This is a genomic window from Marinomonas sp. G8-14 (genome assembly GCF_055808935.1).
Genome location: NZ_CM147891.1, coordinates 887,501 through 902,179 on the forward strand (window position 1 = coordinate 887,501; position 14,679 = coordinate 902,179).

The 14,679-nt window shown below is 42.3% G+C and carries 14 protein-coding genes and 3 rRNA genes (1 of these 17 running past the window's edge); 14 read left to right on the plus strand and 3 right to left on the minus strand.

Translation table 11 applies throughout. The features are described 5' to 3' along the window. From AC0L6V_RS04450 to AC0L6V_RS04515, 14 genes are all read left to right on the plus strand, one after another. Positions 1-2,068 (plus strand): 23S ribosomal RNA (locus AC0L6V_RS04450); it begins 822 nt to the left of the window's first position. Between the two features lie 197 nt (positions 2,069-2,265). Continuing rightward, positions 2,266-2,380, plus strand: a 5S ribosomal RNA gene (gene rrf / locus AC0L6V_RS04455). Positions 2,381-2,542: 162 nt separating this feature from the next. Beyond that, positions 2,543-2,657 (plus strand): 5S ribosomal RNA (gene rrf / locus AC0L6V_RS04460). Between the two features lie 1,531 nt (positions 2,658-4,188). Then, positions 4,189-4,854 carry a response regulator gene (locus AC0L6V_RS04465; RefSeq protein WP_265217637.1) on the plus strand — a complete coding sequence of 222 codons (666 nt, stop codon included), beginning with the start codon at positions 4,189-4,191 and terminating at the stop codon, positions 4,852-4,854. A gap of 79 nt (positions 4,855-4,933) precedes the next feature. Next, positions 4,934-6,274, plus strand: a complete 1,341-nt coding sequence (locus AC0L6V_RS04470) for an ATP-binding protein (protein ID WP_265217638.1) — start codon at positions 4,934-4,936, stop codon at positions 6,272-6,274. 72 nt (positions 6,275-6,346) lie between these two features. Continuing rightward, the gene (locus AC0L6V_RS04475) at positions 6,347-6,475 is read left to right on the plus strand and encodes a hypothetical protein (protein WP_265217639.1); all 129 of its coding nucleotides are present in this window, start codon (positions 6,347-6,349) and stop codon (positions 6,473-6,475) included. Positions 6,476-6,762: 287 nt separating this feature from the next. Then, positions 6,763-7,611 (plus strand): ectoine/hydroxyectoine ABC transporter substrate-binding protein EhuB, encoded by an 849-nt coding sequence (gene ehuB, locus AC0L6V_RS04480; RefSeq protein WP_409419428.1) that lies wholly within the window; start codon positions 6,763-6,765, stop codon positions 7,609-7,611. 17 nt (positions 7,612-7,628) lie between these two features. After that, positions 7,629-8,291 (plus strand): ectoine/hydroxyectoine ABC transporter permease subunit EhuC, encoded by a 663-nt coding sequence (ehuC, locus tag AC0L6V_RS04485; RefSeq protein WP_409419429.1) that lies wholly within the window; start codon positions 7,629-7,631, stop codon positions 8,289-8,291. Then, a complete protein-coding gene (ehuD, locus tag AC0L6V_RS04490) occupies positions 8,288-8,965 on the plus strand; it encodes an ectoine/hydroxyectoine ABC transporter permease subunit EhuD (protein WP_265217644.1) in 678 nt (225 codons plus the stop codon). Before ehuC ends, ehuD begins: the two co-directional genes overlap by 4 nt. Beyond that, a complete protein-coding gene (ehuA, locus tag AC0L6V_RS04495; protein WP_111607622.1) occupies positions 8,962-9,741 on the plus strand; it encodes an ectoine/hydroxyectoine ABC transporter ATP-binding protein EhuA in 780 nt (259 codons plus the stop codon). The genes ehuD and ehuA overlap by 4 nt, the downstream gene beginning before the upstream one ends. A gap of 435 nt (positions 9,742-10,176) precedes the next feature. Further along, positions 10,177-10,824: a ZIP family metal transporter gene (locus AC0L6V_RS04500; protein ID WP_418138799.1), complete on the plus strand. Its 648-nt coding sequence runs from the start codon at positions 10,177-10,179 to the stop codon at positions 10,822-10,824. Between the two features lie 152 nt (positions 10,825-10,976). Beyond that, positions 10,977-12,149 carry a benzoate/H(+) symporter BenE family transporter gene (locus AC0L6V_RS04505; protein WP_265217645.1) on the plus strand — a complete coding sequence of 391 codons (1,173 nt, stop codon included), beginning with the start codon at positions 10,977-10,979 and terminating at the stop codon, positions 12,147-12,149. A gap of 13 nt (positions 12,150-12,162) precedes the next feature. Then, positions 12,163-12,540 (plus strand): GntR family transcriptional regulator, encoded by a 378-nt coding sequence (locus AC0L6V_RS04510; RefSeq protein ID WP_418138800.1) that lies wholly within the window; start codon positions 12,163-12,165, stop codon positions 12,538-12,540. Positions 12,541-12,565: 25 nt separating this feature from the next. Further along, the gene (locus AC0L6V_RS04515; protein ID WP_265217647.1) at positions 12,566-12,784 is read left to right on the plus strand and encodes a GntR family transcriptional regulator; all 219 of its coding nucleotides are present in this window, start codon (positions 12,566-12,568) and stop codon (positions 12,782-12,784) included. Here AC0L6V_RS04515 and AC0L6V_RS04520 read toward each other — a convergent pair. The 3 genes from AC0L6V_RS04520 to AC0L6V_RS04530 are packed head-to-tail and all read right to left on the minus strand — an operon-like array spanning position 12,763 to position 14,666. Then, a complete protein-coding gene (locus tag AC0L6V_RS04520) occupies positions 12,763-13,464 on the minus strand; it encodes a sensor histidine kinase (RefSeq protein ID WP_265217648.1) in 702 nt (233 codons plus the stop codon). The two genes, AC0L6V_RS04515 and AC0L6V_RS04520, sit on opposite strands and share 22 nt — an antisense overlap. After that, positions 13,454-14,032 carry a tetratricopeptide repeat protein gene (locus tag AC0L6V_RS04525; RefSeq protein WP_265217649.1) on the minus strand — a complete coding sequence of 193 codons (579 nt, stop codon included), beginning with the start codon at positions 14,030-14,032 and terminating at the stop codon, positions 13,454-13,456. Before AC0L6V_RS04525 ends, AC0L6V_RS04520 begins: the two co-directional genes overlap by 11 nt. Positions 14,033-14,051: 19 nt before the next feature. Beyond that, on the minus strand, positions 14,052-14,666 hold the full coding sequence (locus tag AC0L6V_RS04530) for a response regulator (RefSeq protein WP_265217650.1): 615 nt from the start codon (positions 14,664-14,666) through the stop codon (positions 14,052-14,054). Positions 14,667-14,679: the final 13 nt, after the last annotated feature.

Sequence of the window (14,679 nt, forward strand, 5' to 3'; positions counted from 1 at the left end):
GCGCCTCGTATCTCACCATTGGGGGTAGAGCACTGTTTGGGCTAGGGGGTCATCCCGACTTACCAACCCCATGCAAACTCCGAATACCAATGAGTGCAATTACGGGAGACACACGGCGGGTGCTAACGTCCGTCGTGGAAAGGGAAACAACCCAGACCGTCAGCTAAGGTCCCAAAGTTACAGTTAAGTGGGAAACGATGTGGGAAGGCTTAGACAGCTAGGAGGTTGGCTTAGAAGCAGCCATCCTTTAAAGAAAGCGTAATAGCTCACTAGTCGAGTCGGCCTGCGCGGAAGATATAACGGGGCTAAAACTGTACACCGAAGCTACGGATGCTTAGTTTACTAGGCATGGTAGAGGAGCGTTCTGTAAGCCGTTGAAGGTCAAGCTGTAAGGCAGGCTGGAGGTATCAGAAGTGCGAATGTTGACATGAGTAACGATAAGGGGAGTGAAAAACTCCCCCGCCGGAAGACCAAGGTTTCCTGTCCCATGTTAATCAGGGCAGGGTGAGTCGGCCCCTAAGGCGAGGCAGAAATGCGTAGTCGATGGGAAACAGGTTAATATTCCTGTACTCGTGCATATTGCGATGGAGAGACGGAGAAGGCTAGGCCAGCACAGCGATGGTTGTCTGTGTTTAAGGCGGTAGGTTTAGGGCTTAGGCAAATCCGGTACCTTTTAAGACCGAGAACTGATGACGAAGCCTCTTTTGGGCGAAGTGGTTGATGCCATGCTTCCAGGAAAAACTTCTAAGCTTCAGATATGCAGGAACCGTACCCCAAACCGACACAGGTGGTCAGGTAGAGAATACCAAGGCGCTTGAGAGAACTCGGGTGAAGGAACTAGGCAAAATGGTACCGTAACTTCGGGAGAAGGTACGCCGGCCGGTGTGAAGGACTTGCTCCGTAAGCACTAGTCGGTCGAAGATACCAGGTGGCTGCGACTGTTTATTAAAAACACAGCACTCTGCAAACACGAAAGTGGACGTATAGGGTGTGACGCCTGCCCGGTGCTTGAAGGTTAATTGATGGGGTTAGCGCAAGCGAAGCTCTTGATCGAAGCCCAAGTAAACGGCGGCCGTAACTATAACGGTCCTAAGGTAGCGAAATTCCTTGTCGGGTAAGTTCCGACCTGCACGAATGGCGTAACGATGGCCACACTGTCTCCACCCGAGACTCAGTGAAATTGAAATCGCAGTGAAGATGCTGTGTATCCGCGGCTAGACGGAAAGACCCCGTGAACCTTTACTATAGCTTCACAGTGAACTTTGAACCTACTTGTGTAGGATAGGTGGGAGGCTTTGAAGCGGTGACGCCAGTTACCGTGGAGCCACTCTTGAAATACCACCCTGGTATGTTTGAGGTTCTAACTCAGGTCCGTAATCCGGATCGAGGACACTGTGTGGTGGGTAGTTTGACTGGGGCGGTCTCCTCCCAAAGAGTAACGGAGGAGCACGAAGGTGTGCTCAGCATGGTCGGAAATCATGCATAGAGTGTAAAGGCAAAAGCACGCTTAACTGCGAGACAGACACGTCGAGCAGGTACGAAAGTAGGTCTTAGTGATCCGGTGGTTCTGTATGGAAGGGCCATCGCTCAACGGATAAAAGGTACTCCGGGGATAACAGGCTGATACCGCCCAAGAGTTCACATCGACGGCGGTGTTTGGCACCTCGATGTCGGCTCATCACATCCTGGGGCTGAAGCCGGTCCCAAGGGTATGGCTGTTCGCCATTTAAAGTGGTACGCGAGCTGGGTTTAGAACGTCGTGAGACAGTTCGGTCCCTATCTGCCGTGGACGTTTGAGATTTGAGAGGAGCTGCTCCTAGTACGAGAGGACCGGAGTGGACGAACCTCTGGTGTTCCGGTTGTCACGCCAGTGGCATTGCCGGGTAGCTATGTTCGGACGGGATAACCGCTGAAAGCATCTAAGCGGGAAGCCTCCCTTAAGATAAGATCTCACTGGAACATAAGTTCCCTAAAGAGCCGTTCGAGACTAGGACGTTGATAGGTTGGGTGTGTAAGTGCTGTGAGGCATTGAGCTAACCAATACTAATTGCTCGTGAGGCTTGACCATATAACACCAAAGTGGTTTTTAAAGCGGAAACGCTACAATCACAGACACAGATTACGATAAAGCATCAGCAATGATGAGCATCGGTTTGATACTTGGTTATCACTATTTCAAAATGAATTGTTAAAGATCCAAGCACGTATTCGCGTGTTGTGGTGAGACGAAAAGAGTCCAGCCAGAACAAAACGCAAAACGAATTGCTTGACGATCATAGAGGCGTTGAACCACCTGATCCCATCCCGAACTCAGAAGTGAAAAGCGCCATCGCCGATGGTAGTGTGGGAGATCCCATGTGAGAGTAGGTCGTCGTCAAGCTTTATATTTAAGAAATAGATCCACACTGTAATGTGGGTCTATTTTTGATAGATAAGCATGTGACACTAGTTTATCGTCAAGCTTTATATTTTAAGTCCTATTATATTAGGCAGTTGAGAATTTGGTTTTATTAGACAGTTGCTAATAAAGCAAACCAGTTTTCTTGATGATCATAGAGGCGTTGAACCACCTGATCCCATCCCGAACTCAGAAGTGAAAAGCGCCATCGCCGATGGTAGTGTGGGAGATCCCATGTGAGAGTAGGTCGTTATCAAGATTTAATTAAGAAGGCCCTGATGGCTTCAGCTATCAGGGCTTTTTTTTGTTTTCAAAAAGCGAGTTTTAATACAAAACAAGAGGCGTTGAACCACCTGATCCCATCCCGAACTCAGAAGTGACTTTTTACATGCCACGGCGTTCGCCATCGCCGATGGTAGTGTGGGAGATCCCATGTGAGAGTCCCACAAGGGGATAAGCATAGGTCGTTATCAAGATCTAATTAAGAAAGCCCTGATAGTTCATACTGTCAGGGTTTTTTTGTTCAAAATAACCCTTAGTGAACCTATAGCGCTCGATGTGTGGGGCTTTTTATAAGAGCTTAGCATGTAAGAGTCCCACAAGGGGATAAGCATAGGTCGTTATCAAGATCTAATTAAGAAAGCCCTGATAGTTCATACTGTCAGGTTTTTTTTGTTCAAAATAACCCTTAGTGAACCTATAGCGCTCGATGTGTGGGGCTTTTTATAAGAGCTTAGCATGTAAGAGTCCCACAAGGGGATAAGCATAGGTCGTTATCAAGATCTAATTAAGAAAGCCCTGATAGTTCATACTGTCAGGTTTTTTTTGTTCAAAATAACCCTTAGTGAACCTATAGCGCTCGATGTGTGGGGCTTTTTATAAGAGCTTAGCATGTAAGAGTCCCACAAGGGGATAAGCATAGGTCGTTATCAAGATCTAATTAAGAAAGCCCTGATAGTTCATACTGTCAGGGTTTTTTTGTTCAAAATACCCTTAGTGAACCTATAGCGCTCGATGTGTGGGGCTTTTTATAAGAGCTTAGCATGTAAGAGTCCCACAAGGGGATAAGCATAGGTCGTTATCAAGATCTAATTAAGAAAGCCCTGATAGTTCATACTGTCAGGGCTTTTTTATATCATGTCGTTTCATAGGCCTTTGTATCTCGTCGGGTGATAAGCATATGGTGCGTTTTGTGAAAGGCAGGTACTGACTTTACGCTTCACTGTGTGTTCAGGACTTTAGGATAGTTGCTATTACAATATACTTCTAAGTTGGCTGAGAGTGACACGTTTTCTGCTAGCCATTTTGCTAAAAAAAACGTTATCATGGAAATAATAAGATATGTTTCTTAAGGGAAGATTAAATCTTCAGACTGATAATGCTAAGTTCTGCTTAAGCTTGTTTGGTTATAGTGCGGAATGCTTCTGCCATAAAGTATAAAGCGATAATTTTTCTATTATCGTCTTTGATGAGCCTCAAGTCTTCAGTTTGCCTGCTTTGGCGTTGCTATGATTGGTTTGTTTCAATAGTTTGTCTTTTATATAAGATTTTAGTGTATGGGTGATTTGGGGAGAGGTAAAAAGATGAAGTGTTCAACTTTCGATTCAGTCGAAAATATCGGTTTACAGCCGCTGTTATTGTCAAATTATGATGTCTTTAGGAATTTCAATTCTACTATCCTTTTTTACTTATAGTGGTTTGATTAACGCATGTCAAAGAGCGATAGGAAAAGTGCGATTAAATCGTGTTTTTGGCTCTGCTTTGGCGTATTTATGAGAGAAGGATTGGGTTTGCGTATACTTGTAGTAGAAGATGATACTTCTTTGGCTGACGGTTTGGTGACGGCATTAAAGCGTGAAGGATATACGGTAGATTTGCTTCATGATGGTATCCATGCATTAGAAGCGTTAGTTAATGAAGTCTTTGATTTAGTGGTATTAGATTTAGGTTTGCCAAGATTAGATGGCTTAGCAGTATTGAAGCAAATAAGAGCAAATGAAAATGCGGTGCCGGTCTTAATATTGACAGCCAGAGATGCATTAGAAGATCGAGTAGCTGGCTTAGATCTGGGGGCTGATGACTATCTTATAAAACCTTTTGATGTCACTGAGTTGAAGGCAAGGACTAGAGCTTTACTACGCCGCAGTTATGGTCGAGCGATCAGTGAGATTTCTTATAAGGGACTTGTTTTGTATCCTGCGAGCCATAAAGTCACCTATCTCGACAAAGAGGTGAGTTTAACACGTCGAGAATATGCTTTGCTTCATGAGCTTATCAGTCAGCCTGGACATGTATTTACGAGAGACATCCTGCAGCAGCTGATGTATGGATGGGGAGATGATGTTGAAAGTAACGCATTAGAAGTTCATATTCATCATTTGCGTAAGAAACTATCGCCTGATTTGATTCGCACCATACGAGGTATAGGTTATGTTGTTGATCAAGAAATGGGTTAATAAGCAAATTCTGAGTTCGATTAGGAAAAGAACGCTCTTCTTTGTGATGTGCCTTTTTAGCATAACAAGTATTGTTGTTATGCTGATAGGTTTATTGTTTGCGAATCATGAAGTTGAGGAGCTGTTCGATGCAAGATTGGCTCAGCAAGCTAGGTTATTGCTTACTTTATCAGGGAATATTGAAAAGCTTGATTCGAACGTAAATGCCATATCACCATTGTTAATTGATGAAGCAAACACAGACCCATCCGTTGGTCATAAATATGAAAGCAAGATTTTTTATCAAATTTGGCGTGATGATGAGCTAAAAATCGCGTCAGATTCAATGACATTATTGCAACAAGAAGAAGACACTGATGGCTACGGTAATGCCATAGCAGACCATTATCAATGGCGTACATTTACCTTAAGCCAAATGGCGGGTAACCTTAAGGTGATTGTTGCAGAGCGTTCTGATGTGAGAGGAGAAATTGTCGATCAGATCGTCTTTCAAACACTTTTCCCTGAAATTTTAGCTTGGCCTGTTTTGGCTATTTTAGTGTGGGCTGCGGTGGGCTTTGGCCTTGAGCCACTCCAACAGCTTGCTCAACGAATTAAAAAGATTACGCCGAATAAGTTAGAGCCTATCGAAATGTCGTATGTTCCTGAAGAGTTGCTGCCTGTAAAAAACGCTTTAAATGGGTTGCTTATGGAGATTGATTCTCTAATGGAAAGGGAAAAGCGATGGATTGCCGATGCGGCTCACGAATTACGAACACCTCTGAGTATTCTTAGAGTGCATGCCGAGAACGCCGCATCAGCAGAGAATGATCTGGAGCGAAATCAATCCTTATTGCAGTTGACACTCGGGGTGGATAGATCAACAAGAATTGTATCTCAACTCCTTGCGTTGGCTCGACTTGAGCATCAAAAAACTGTCATAAAAACAAAAATTGATGTGTTAGCCATTAGTCGCTCAATGATTGCAGGGATTCTTCCTTTAGCATGGAAAAAACATATTGAGATCAGCTTAGACGTTGAGGATGATAAATCGTGGAATTGTCATGTAGAGCCTAATCATATCGAGATATTGCTGCAAAATTTAATCAGTAATGCCATTAAGTTTTCACCTAATGAATCGATGATACACGTCGCTTGGACTCAATCTGGAAATCAAGTCGAATTGAACGTTATCGACTTTGGTAAGGGGGTGAATCAAGGTGATTTACAGCGGTTGACTGAACGGTTTTTCCGTTGTGGCGAAGTTGAAGGGGCTGGCCTAGGGCTATCGATTGTAAAGAATATTGTCGATAAATACCAAGGCTCATTATTTTTTCAGGAGACGAAACCTAACGGCTTAACCGTATGTGTTAGGTTGCCTGTTTTGTCTGTAATTTTTGACAACCAAAAGAGAGATAGCTTACCTGTATTAGGCTCTTAGCCAGTATCGATTTTATTTAATTTTGATCTCTTATTATGCTGGAATCTGTCTATTATTGAAGAGATTAGTAAAATGAAAGAGCTTGTTAATATGTTGCATAAATTGACTGGATTTCTGTCTCTAAGACGTTCTATTGATACCAACTTGCAAGAGGAATGGCAGGGTTGGGATGCTTGGGTCAGCATTGATAGAATACATTGATAACATCCCAATTGGTCTGAAGTGGCTCAATCACTAGGCCGCTTCAAACGTCTAATCTTGTCCTTTCAAATTTACTTTCTTAGCGTTATTCCCTCCCGCAATGTGCGCCCAAAATTCGGTAAGTTTCTTTTAGAAAACACCTTATTGTTTGCCTTTTTTATTGGGTTTTAAAAGAGATCTAATGATTACAGATCTAAATAATGCTTGATCATTTGGTGCATTTTATTTAGGGTAAAAAGACTTATTGCGATTTTTTAACCATTTTTCTAAGTGACATGAGGTTTATTATGAAAAAACCATTACAAAAATACATTATATCTCTAACGAATATTGTGTTCGCTCTCTGCTCTACTGCCGTTGTGGCAAATACGTTAGATAAAATACAGGATGAAGGCACGGTAACGATCGGGGTGGCGAACGAAGTGCCTTATGGCTACACCACATCAGATGGAAAGCCTGCGGGTGAAGCGCCTAGCATTGCTGTCCATGTTTTAAATGAATTAGGCGTGGATGATGTAAACGTTGTGGTAACGGAGTTTGGTTCTTTGATTCCTGGTTTGCGTGCAGGGCGTTTCGATGTTATTGCGGCCGGTATGTATATTACGCCAAAGCGCTGTGAACAAATTTTATTCTCCAACCCAACATACAGTATTGGCGAGGGCTTTTTAGTGAAAAATGGCAATCCAGAAGGATTGAATGGTTATGATGATATTAAAAGTAAGCCTGTTAAATTAGGTGTTATGTCTGGAGCGGTAGAATACGGCTACGCTCGAGATTTTGGTATTGAAATGAGTAAAATCGTTACATTGCCTGATTATCCTTCTGGTGTGGCGGCATTGAAGTCTGGTCGCATTGATGCGCTTGCAGGAACAAGTTTAACCATGGCCTCTTTAGGGCAAAAAGATGATCGTGTGGAGTTAGCTCAGCCATTCAAAACTTTGGTTATCAACGGTGAAGAAATTAAGGGTTATGGTGGTTTTGGCTTCCGCCCAGCCGATACGAGTTTGCGCGATGCATTTAATGAAAAAATAGCGAGCTTTGTTGATACTAAAGAACACATTGCGATGGTTGAGCCCTATGGTTTTGGTAAACACACCTCACCAGGTGGTATGACTGCAAAAGAATTATGCCAATAATACTGGGGAAATAGCGTATGGAATTTGGAGAAATTGTCTCCGTGTTGCTCCAGGGAGCCATTGTCACAATAGAGATTGTGGCGATGGCTCTACCCCTAGCTGTGGTGATGGCTTTTAGTTTCGGATTGATTCGTCTTTATGCACCAGCCCCTTTCAAACAAATTGCTATTTTTTATATTGAATTTTTTCGCGGTACTTCCGCTTTAATTCAGTTGTATTGGATATATTTCGTGTTGCCGTTTTTTGGTATCACAATTGATGCAATGACGGCTGCTGTGGTGGCTTTGGGGTTAAATATTGGCTCTTACGGCACTGAGGTCGTTCGAGGTGCTATTCAAGCCGTTCCAAAGGGGCAGTATGAGGCTTCAATTGCGCTCAATTTTACGGCTTCTCAGCGTTTATGGCGCATAATCATGCCTCAAGCTCTTGTGAATATGATTCCTCCTTTTGGTAATTTGGCTATTGAGTTAGTAAAAGCAACCTCATTAGTCTCTTTGATTACGATCGGTGATTTAACCTTTAAAGCCAAGTCATTGGCCGATACTACTTTACAAGTGGGGGAAATATTTGGTGTTGTTTTATTATTTTACTTTGTAATTGCTCAGTGCTTAGTATTTTTCATTAGGCGCTTAGAAACACATTTGGGCAAGGGCTTAGGTCGTGGAGGCATTAACTCATGAATGGATTTCAATGGGATTGGGCATTTACCTGGGAAGTGTTACCGATGATTTTGTCCGCAGCAAAAGTCACTTTATTGGCCACCTTGCTAGGCAGCATTTTTGCTATTTTTATGGGTTTGGTATTTGCCTTACTTCGTCGCAGCAACAGAGGTTTACTGCGTATTAGTGTTTACTGGGTAGTCGAGTTTATACGCAGTACGCCTTTATTAGTGCAGATTTTCTTTTTGTATTACGTCATGCCAGAATTTGGCGTCAGTTTATCTCCGCTTGCAACGGGTGTATTGGCCTTAGGCCTTCATTATGGCGCTTATCTATCAGAAGTCTTTCGCAGTGGGATTGATGGTATTGAGAAAGGCCAGTGGGAAGCCGCAAGGGCGTTAAATCTTTCTTTGCTCGATACTTACAAAGACATCGTATTGCCTCAAGCTATACGTCCTATGATTCCCGCAACAGGGAATTATATCATCGCGATGTTTAAAGAAACCCCTCAGCTTTCAGCAATTACGCTCTTAGAAATGTTGCAGATAGCAAAAATCATTGGCTCTGAAAATTTTCGCTATTTAGAACCATTTACCTTAGTGGGTATTTTGTATCTTGTATTTAGTATAGCAGCAGCCTACGGCATCCATCAGGTTGAAAGACGCTTTCCAAAAGAAGGATTTAGTTTGAAATGAACGCGCCAATTATTGAGTTTAAAAATGTTAAAAAGTGCTTTGGCGATACCGTTATCTTCAGTGATTTTAATTTTAAAGTAGAAGAAAATGAAATCGTTTCGATTATTGGACCTAGTGGTTCTGGTAAAAGCACGCTATTGCGAATCTTGATGACTTTAGAAGGCATCGATGGTGGCTATATTAATGTGGCGGGTGAGTCACTTTGGCATATGCCTTGGCAGGGGCAATATGTCCCTGCCAACGGTAAGCACTTGCATAAAATGCGACACCATCTTGGTATGGTGTTTCAGCATTTTAACTTATTTCCACATATGACAGTGAAGAGGAATATCACTGAAGCGCCGATGCGTGTGAAAGGTATTTCACGTGAGGAGGCCGAGGCATCAGCGGAAAAACTGCTTAAATTAGTGGGGTTGTCTGATAAAGCAGATAGTTACCCCAATGATTTATCGGGAGGTCAGAAGCAGAGGGTAGGTATTGCTCGAGCTTTGGCCATGAAGCCATCCATTTTGTTACTGGATGAAATAACCTCCGCTTTAGATCCTGAGCTTGTTGATGAGGTTTTGGATGTTATTCGAAATCTGGTTAAAGAAGACAGTTTTACCATGCTACTTGTCACCCATGAAATGTACTTTGCTCGTGAAATTAGTGACAGAGTTTGCTTCTTCGACAATGGTGCGATTGTTGAAGAAGGGGCACCAGAGACGATTTTCACGCAGCCTAAAGAAGAGCGTACAAAAGCCTTTCTAAATGCCTATCTTGGTAACAATAGTTAGGGACGATGCGAACAAGCCCTCTTGCCTCAGCATGTGGATAAAAGCCTGTTGTTCGAGGTGAGTGCCGAATGTGAATCGTGGTTCTATTTTCGAGGTGCTCAACAAAGAATGCAGACTTTTAGACCATGCCCTGCGGGTCTTTCGGAGCTTGCTATTAGAAGTAACAGGCCACATATCGTTGCGACTCTTTGAAAGGTATCTACATTCCTTCAGAGTCGCGCCTTATTTGACGATTTCTCTGAAAGACTGAGTCTTAGTAGACTTATTCGTACCTTCCCTAGCAAGACCTTCCTATATTCGTGTTAATAACTCAATAAGGCGTCTATTCGTGTTAATAACTCAATAAGGCGTCTACCGAGCGCCTTATTTTATAACGATAGCAAATCCCTCATTCTCCACTGATAATGGCGCTATATATTATGGAGTATCAAATATATGACGCCTTTGTATGGTTTACTTTTGCTGACTTTATTTGCGGGTTTGGCTATGCCTTTGGGGGCATTAATTGCGCATTTTGAGCGTATAACGCCAGAATGGCTAGAAACAGAGTTGATGCACGGCATCACGGCTTTTGGTGGTGGTGCATTGTTGTCTGCCATTTCCCTAGTCCTTGTACCTGAAGGGATTGGGCATTTTTCCACTTGGGCTGCTGCTATATTGTTTCTTTTAGGTGGCATGATGTTTATGTGCCTAGATATCTTTTTATCTCACAAGAAGACCGCTATGAGTCAGCTAGTGGCAATGTTAGCTGATTTTATTCCAGAATCACTAGCTTTAGGTGCCGCATTGGCTTTGGGTGGTGTCAATGCCGCATTGCTTGCCGTTTTGATTGCAATGCAAAATTTACCTGAGGGCTTTAATGCTTTTCGAGAATTGAAATTGTCTTCCGATTATGGTCCTTGGACTATTATCCTGTGCTTTTCCGTATTGGCTTTGTGTGGCCCTGTGTCTGGCGTTATCGCGTATTTGTGGTTATCTGATTGGCCCGCTATTGTGTCGGGTATTATGTTGTTTGCTTCTGGCGGCATTCTATACGCTGTATTTCAAGATATTGCTCCACAGGTTCCTTTAGAAAAGCATTGAGGTCTCACCGATGGGTGCGGTATTGGGTTTTGCGTTGGGTTTGGTGGGTTATATGCTTACTCAATAATTAAGATAACAAAAATGTATACAAAAATAGTTTGAATGCAATATAGTTAGTGTCCTATTTAGCTTATTCCCAAGGAAGTAGTGTTGTGCTTAGAATTTTAAATGATATGAGTTTAAGTGCATTAGTTGCAGGTTTTGTAGCGGTGTTAATTGGTTTTGCTAGCTCGGTTGCTATCGTATTTCAAGCCGCTCAGGCGGCTGGTGCGGATTCAAGTACGATCATTTCTTGGATTATGGCATTGGGCTTTGGCATGGGAGCGACTTGTTTTTTTCTATCCTTATGGTATCGGTCTCCAGTAATTACAGCCTGGTCCACACCTGGTGCGGCTTTACTTGCTACTAGTTTGGGTAATATTATTTATACCGAAGCAATAGGGGTGTTTATTTTCGCAGGAGTGTTAACGCTATTAACAGGTGTATCAGGCTTATTCGATAAAGTGATGCGTCTGGTTCCTTTGCCAATTGCTTGTGCTATGTTGGCTGGTGTTCTTTTTAAGTTTGGTCTTTCGATTTTTGATTCAATGATGAGTGATGTTTTCCTTGTCGGAAGTATGTTGCTGACTTATTTGGTAAGCAAGCGTTTTGTGCCTCGCTATGCTGTGTTATTCGTGTTGATGATTGGAGTTACTTATGTCTTGGCAAGGTCTGATACTTCCATTGTGTCTAACATTCCTTTAGAAGTGGGTGATTTGGTCTGGGTTTGGCCGGAGTGGAATCTGAGTGCTTTATTGGGTATAGGCATACCCTTGTACATTGTTACTATGACATCTCAAAATATCCCTGGTGTCGCGGTCATGCGAAGCAGTGGCTATGAAACACCTGTGTCGTCTTTGATCAGTTGGACAGGTTTTACATCGATTGTGTTAGCGCCTTTAGGTGGTTTTGCATTCAATCTTGCCGCTATAACCGCTGCGATTTGTTCTGGTGACGAGTGTCATAAAGACCCTAAACGTCGTTATATTGCGGGACTTTCTGCTGGTATTTTTTATGGGTTAGCAGGGCTGGCAGGTACATCGGTTGTTGCCTTGTTTTCAATTTTCCCAGTCACTATGGTCGCAGCATTAGCAGGTATCGCCTTATTAGGGACCATCGGGATGAATTTAAAAAATGCCATGGCGGATGATGCTAATCGCGAAGCGGCACTGGTTACTTTTTTGGTAACGGTTTCGGGATTATCATTTGGTGGGATTGCGTCTGCTTTTTGGGGCATTCTATTAGGGGGTGTGTGTCTTCTAATCGGTAAGATAAAATGGCAATAAGTAGGTTGATAACGTGGATATTTGCCAAAAAATTAAAGATGACATATTGAACAACCAATTACCAAAAGGGGTTCCGCTGCGGCAAAATGAGTTGTCTGCGCGCTATGGCGTAAGCCGGATTCCGATTAGAGACGCATTATTATCTTTAAAAAATGAGGGGTGGCTAGTTCCAAATGGTAAAGCTGGCGTAATGGTTCCTAAATTGAATTGGCAGGAAGCCGAAGATCTTTCTTTTATGAGAGCGGAATTAGAATGTCAGTTGTTGAGTTTAGCGTTTGATCGCATTACAAAGAATGACATCCTATCGGCCAGGCTTTCTCTTGTTGAGTTGAATGAGAATAATTTAACGCTTATTCGTCGAGGCGAGGCTCAATTGGCGTTTTCACGATAGCCTTTATCGACCTGCTGATAGGCCTGTGTTGCACAGTACGGTAGAACGTCTAAACCGGCAGGCGGTTCGTTATTTAGGATTTCAGTATGGTCCATTGGCTTATCGGCAAACGAGCGAAGATCAACATGATATGTTATTGCAATTTATTGAGTCTAAAAATAAAAATGCTGCACTCGTATTATTGAGGCAGCATATAGAGGATGCTGGAAATTTATTGGCAAGCTATTTAAAGGAAAGAGTTTGATCTGCAGAGGGTTGTGGCAAATAAACGCTCAAATTTGCCCCACCAAGCGAAAGAGAAGACTCTTTTTTAATGAAGCCTTTTACCTCGTCGATAACATGAGCCGTGGCAGATAATTCTGCGAAATACAATCCTAGCCCAGTATTGCCTTCAAGAAAAGCTTCCGGCTGATCATCGCTAAGGTTAAAACCTTGTCCGTCGTCTTCAACAGAAATGACTAGGTAATCTGTCTTTTGGGTTGCGCTAATGCGAATTTTTGTCTTGGCGAAGCGTAATGCATTATAGACTGCTGTGCTTACGACCGCAGTCATAAGGCGTTCATCAAATGTACCTGTTAAGCTGGGATCGCACGCATAGTCCAATTCTAAGTTTTTTGCTTTAGCGGAAGGTTGTAGGGCAAAAACTTGGTCATCAAGAAATTCATCGAGTAAAAAAGTATCTACGTGTAAATCGTAACCATCTGAGGCCAATCTATAAAGATATAAATATTCTACCCATTCATCATTGAGTTTTTTTAGGGACTCTTCAATTAAGATGATTTTCTTTTGATTAGCATCATTATTGCTAATCGCATCTTTAAGGCTTTGTAATTGATAAAGCAAGGTCCCTACTTGGTTTTTGCTCTCGTGTATTGCACTGGCTAAGATGGTGCTGATGTCGATTTTTTCATCTTTAGCTTCCAAAAGATTTTGTAAAAAAAGTACTTTGCTGTTTGCTAGGTGGTGTGGCACTGCCAGATTTTACTTCACTAAGCCAAGCTTCGAAAATTTGTTTTGCGGTTGATTTGTCGTTATCCGCGAGATAAACATCAATTTCGTAACTATAGGTTTTGGCTTTATTATCTGGATCATCAAAAAAAGACTCATGTATCTTTTTGAGCGTACTTTCAAAATTATCTTTTTGTCGAGGTAGTAGAGGCCCACTGTCCGAAATTCTAGCGAGAGATTCTAAATGTTTTATGTAAACTTCGGCCGTGTTGTAGCATGAGTATTTTGCTAAGAATACGGCTCTTCGATAAGCCATTTCGGCGGCTATATAGTCATTTAATAAGAGGCTTATTTTCCCCAGTTCCATTTGTCTTAAAATATTTTTTGGGGATTTTCCGACCGCCTCGATGAGGGTGGCCTGCGCCTCTTCAAGGTTATTATTTTTGACTTGAATTTTAGCAAGCCAATCATAGGCGCTGACGAAAAAGCGATTATCGAGCATAAGCTGCCGAAAGCTTTGCTCCGCTTTTTCTAGCTCACCCATGAAAAAATAGGTTTTTGCTTTACCAAATAGAGCCCCAAGGCATTTTGCGGTTTTTGAGTGTTTTATTAAAAAGTGAAAGGGCTTTTTTGTACTCTTTTATTTCTAGAAAACTTTCACCAATAATTCTTTCACATTTTCCGAGCAATGATGGGTGTTTTTTGACTACTCTTTTTGCAGCAAGAATAGCCTCATTAAAATTGTTTGCATCTAATGCTAGGTTGACTTCAAGTAATCTTTCTTTGGTTTCTAATAATTTACTGAGGCGTCTTTGTAAAACGGCCTGAGAAAATGGCTTGGTAATATAGCCATCTGGTTGGTATTCAATCGCTCCCATTACCATCTCAATGGATGTTTCGGCCGTTACCATCAAGTATGTAGCGGTATGCGGTATGAGTTTTGAATGTCTGATTTCTTCTAATAGTTGTTGCCCATCTTTACCATTGCCTAGATTGTAATCAGATAAAATGACATCGAACGAGTGGCTTCGCAGAAGTTCGACTGCCGTTTCTGCTTTCATTGCAATCTCAATGGAAGTAAAACCGAAGTCGGACAGCATTTTTCGCTGCATGATACGGGCTTCTGCCATATCCTCTATCAGTAATGCTTTTTTCTTAGAGAAATCTTGTTGAGCCATAAATAATTACATT

What these genes read in the sequence shown, in the direction of transcription:
- AC0L6V_RS04470 (WP_265217638.1), top strand. Translation starts at nt 4,934, where the DNA reads ATGCTGATAGGTTTATTGTTTGCGAATCATGAAGTTGAGGAGCTGTTC.
- ehuC (WP_409419429.1), top strand. Translation starts at nt 7,629, where the DNA reads ATGGAATTTGGAGAAATTGTCTCCGTGTTGCTCCAGGGAGCCATTGTC.
- ehuA (WP_111607622.1), top strand. Translation starts at nt 8,962, where the DNA reads ATGAACGCGCCAATTATTGAGTTTAAAAATGTTAAAAAGTGCTTTGGC.
- AC0L6V_RS04475 (WP_265217639.1), top strand. Translation starts at nt 6,347, where the DNA reads ATGAAAGAGCTTGTTAATATGTTGCATAAATTGACTGGATTTCTGTCT.
- ehuB (WP_409419428.1), top strand. Translation starts at nt 6,763, where the DNA reads ATGAAAAAACCATTACAAAAATACATTATATCTCTAACGAATATTGTG.
- AC0L6V_RS04525 (WP_265217649.1), bottom strand. Translation starts at nt 14,032, where the DNA reads ATGGGTGAGCTAGAAAAAGCGGAGCAAAGCTTTCGGCAGCTTATGCTC.
- ehuD (WP_265217644.1), top strand. Translation starts at nt 8,288, where the DNA reads ATGAATGGATTTCAATGGGATTGGGCATTTACCTGGGAAGTGTTACCG.
- AC0L6V_RS04530 (WP_265217650.1), bottom strand. Translation starts at nt 14,666, where the DNA reads ATGGCTCAACAAGATTTCTCTAAGAAAAAAGCATTACTGATAGAGGAT.
- AC0L6V_RS04500 (WP_418138799.1), top strand. Translation starts at nt 10,177, where the DNA reads ATGACGCCTTTGTATGGTTTACTTTTGCTGACTTTATTTGCGGGTTTG.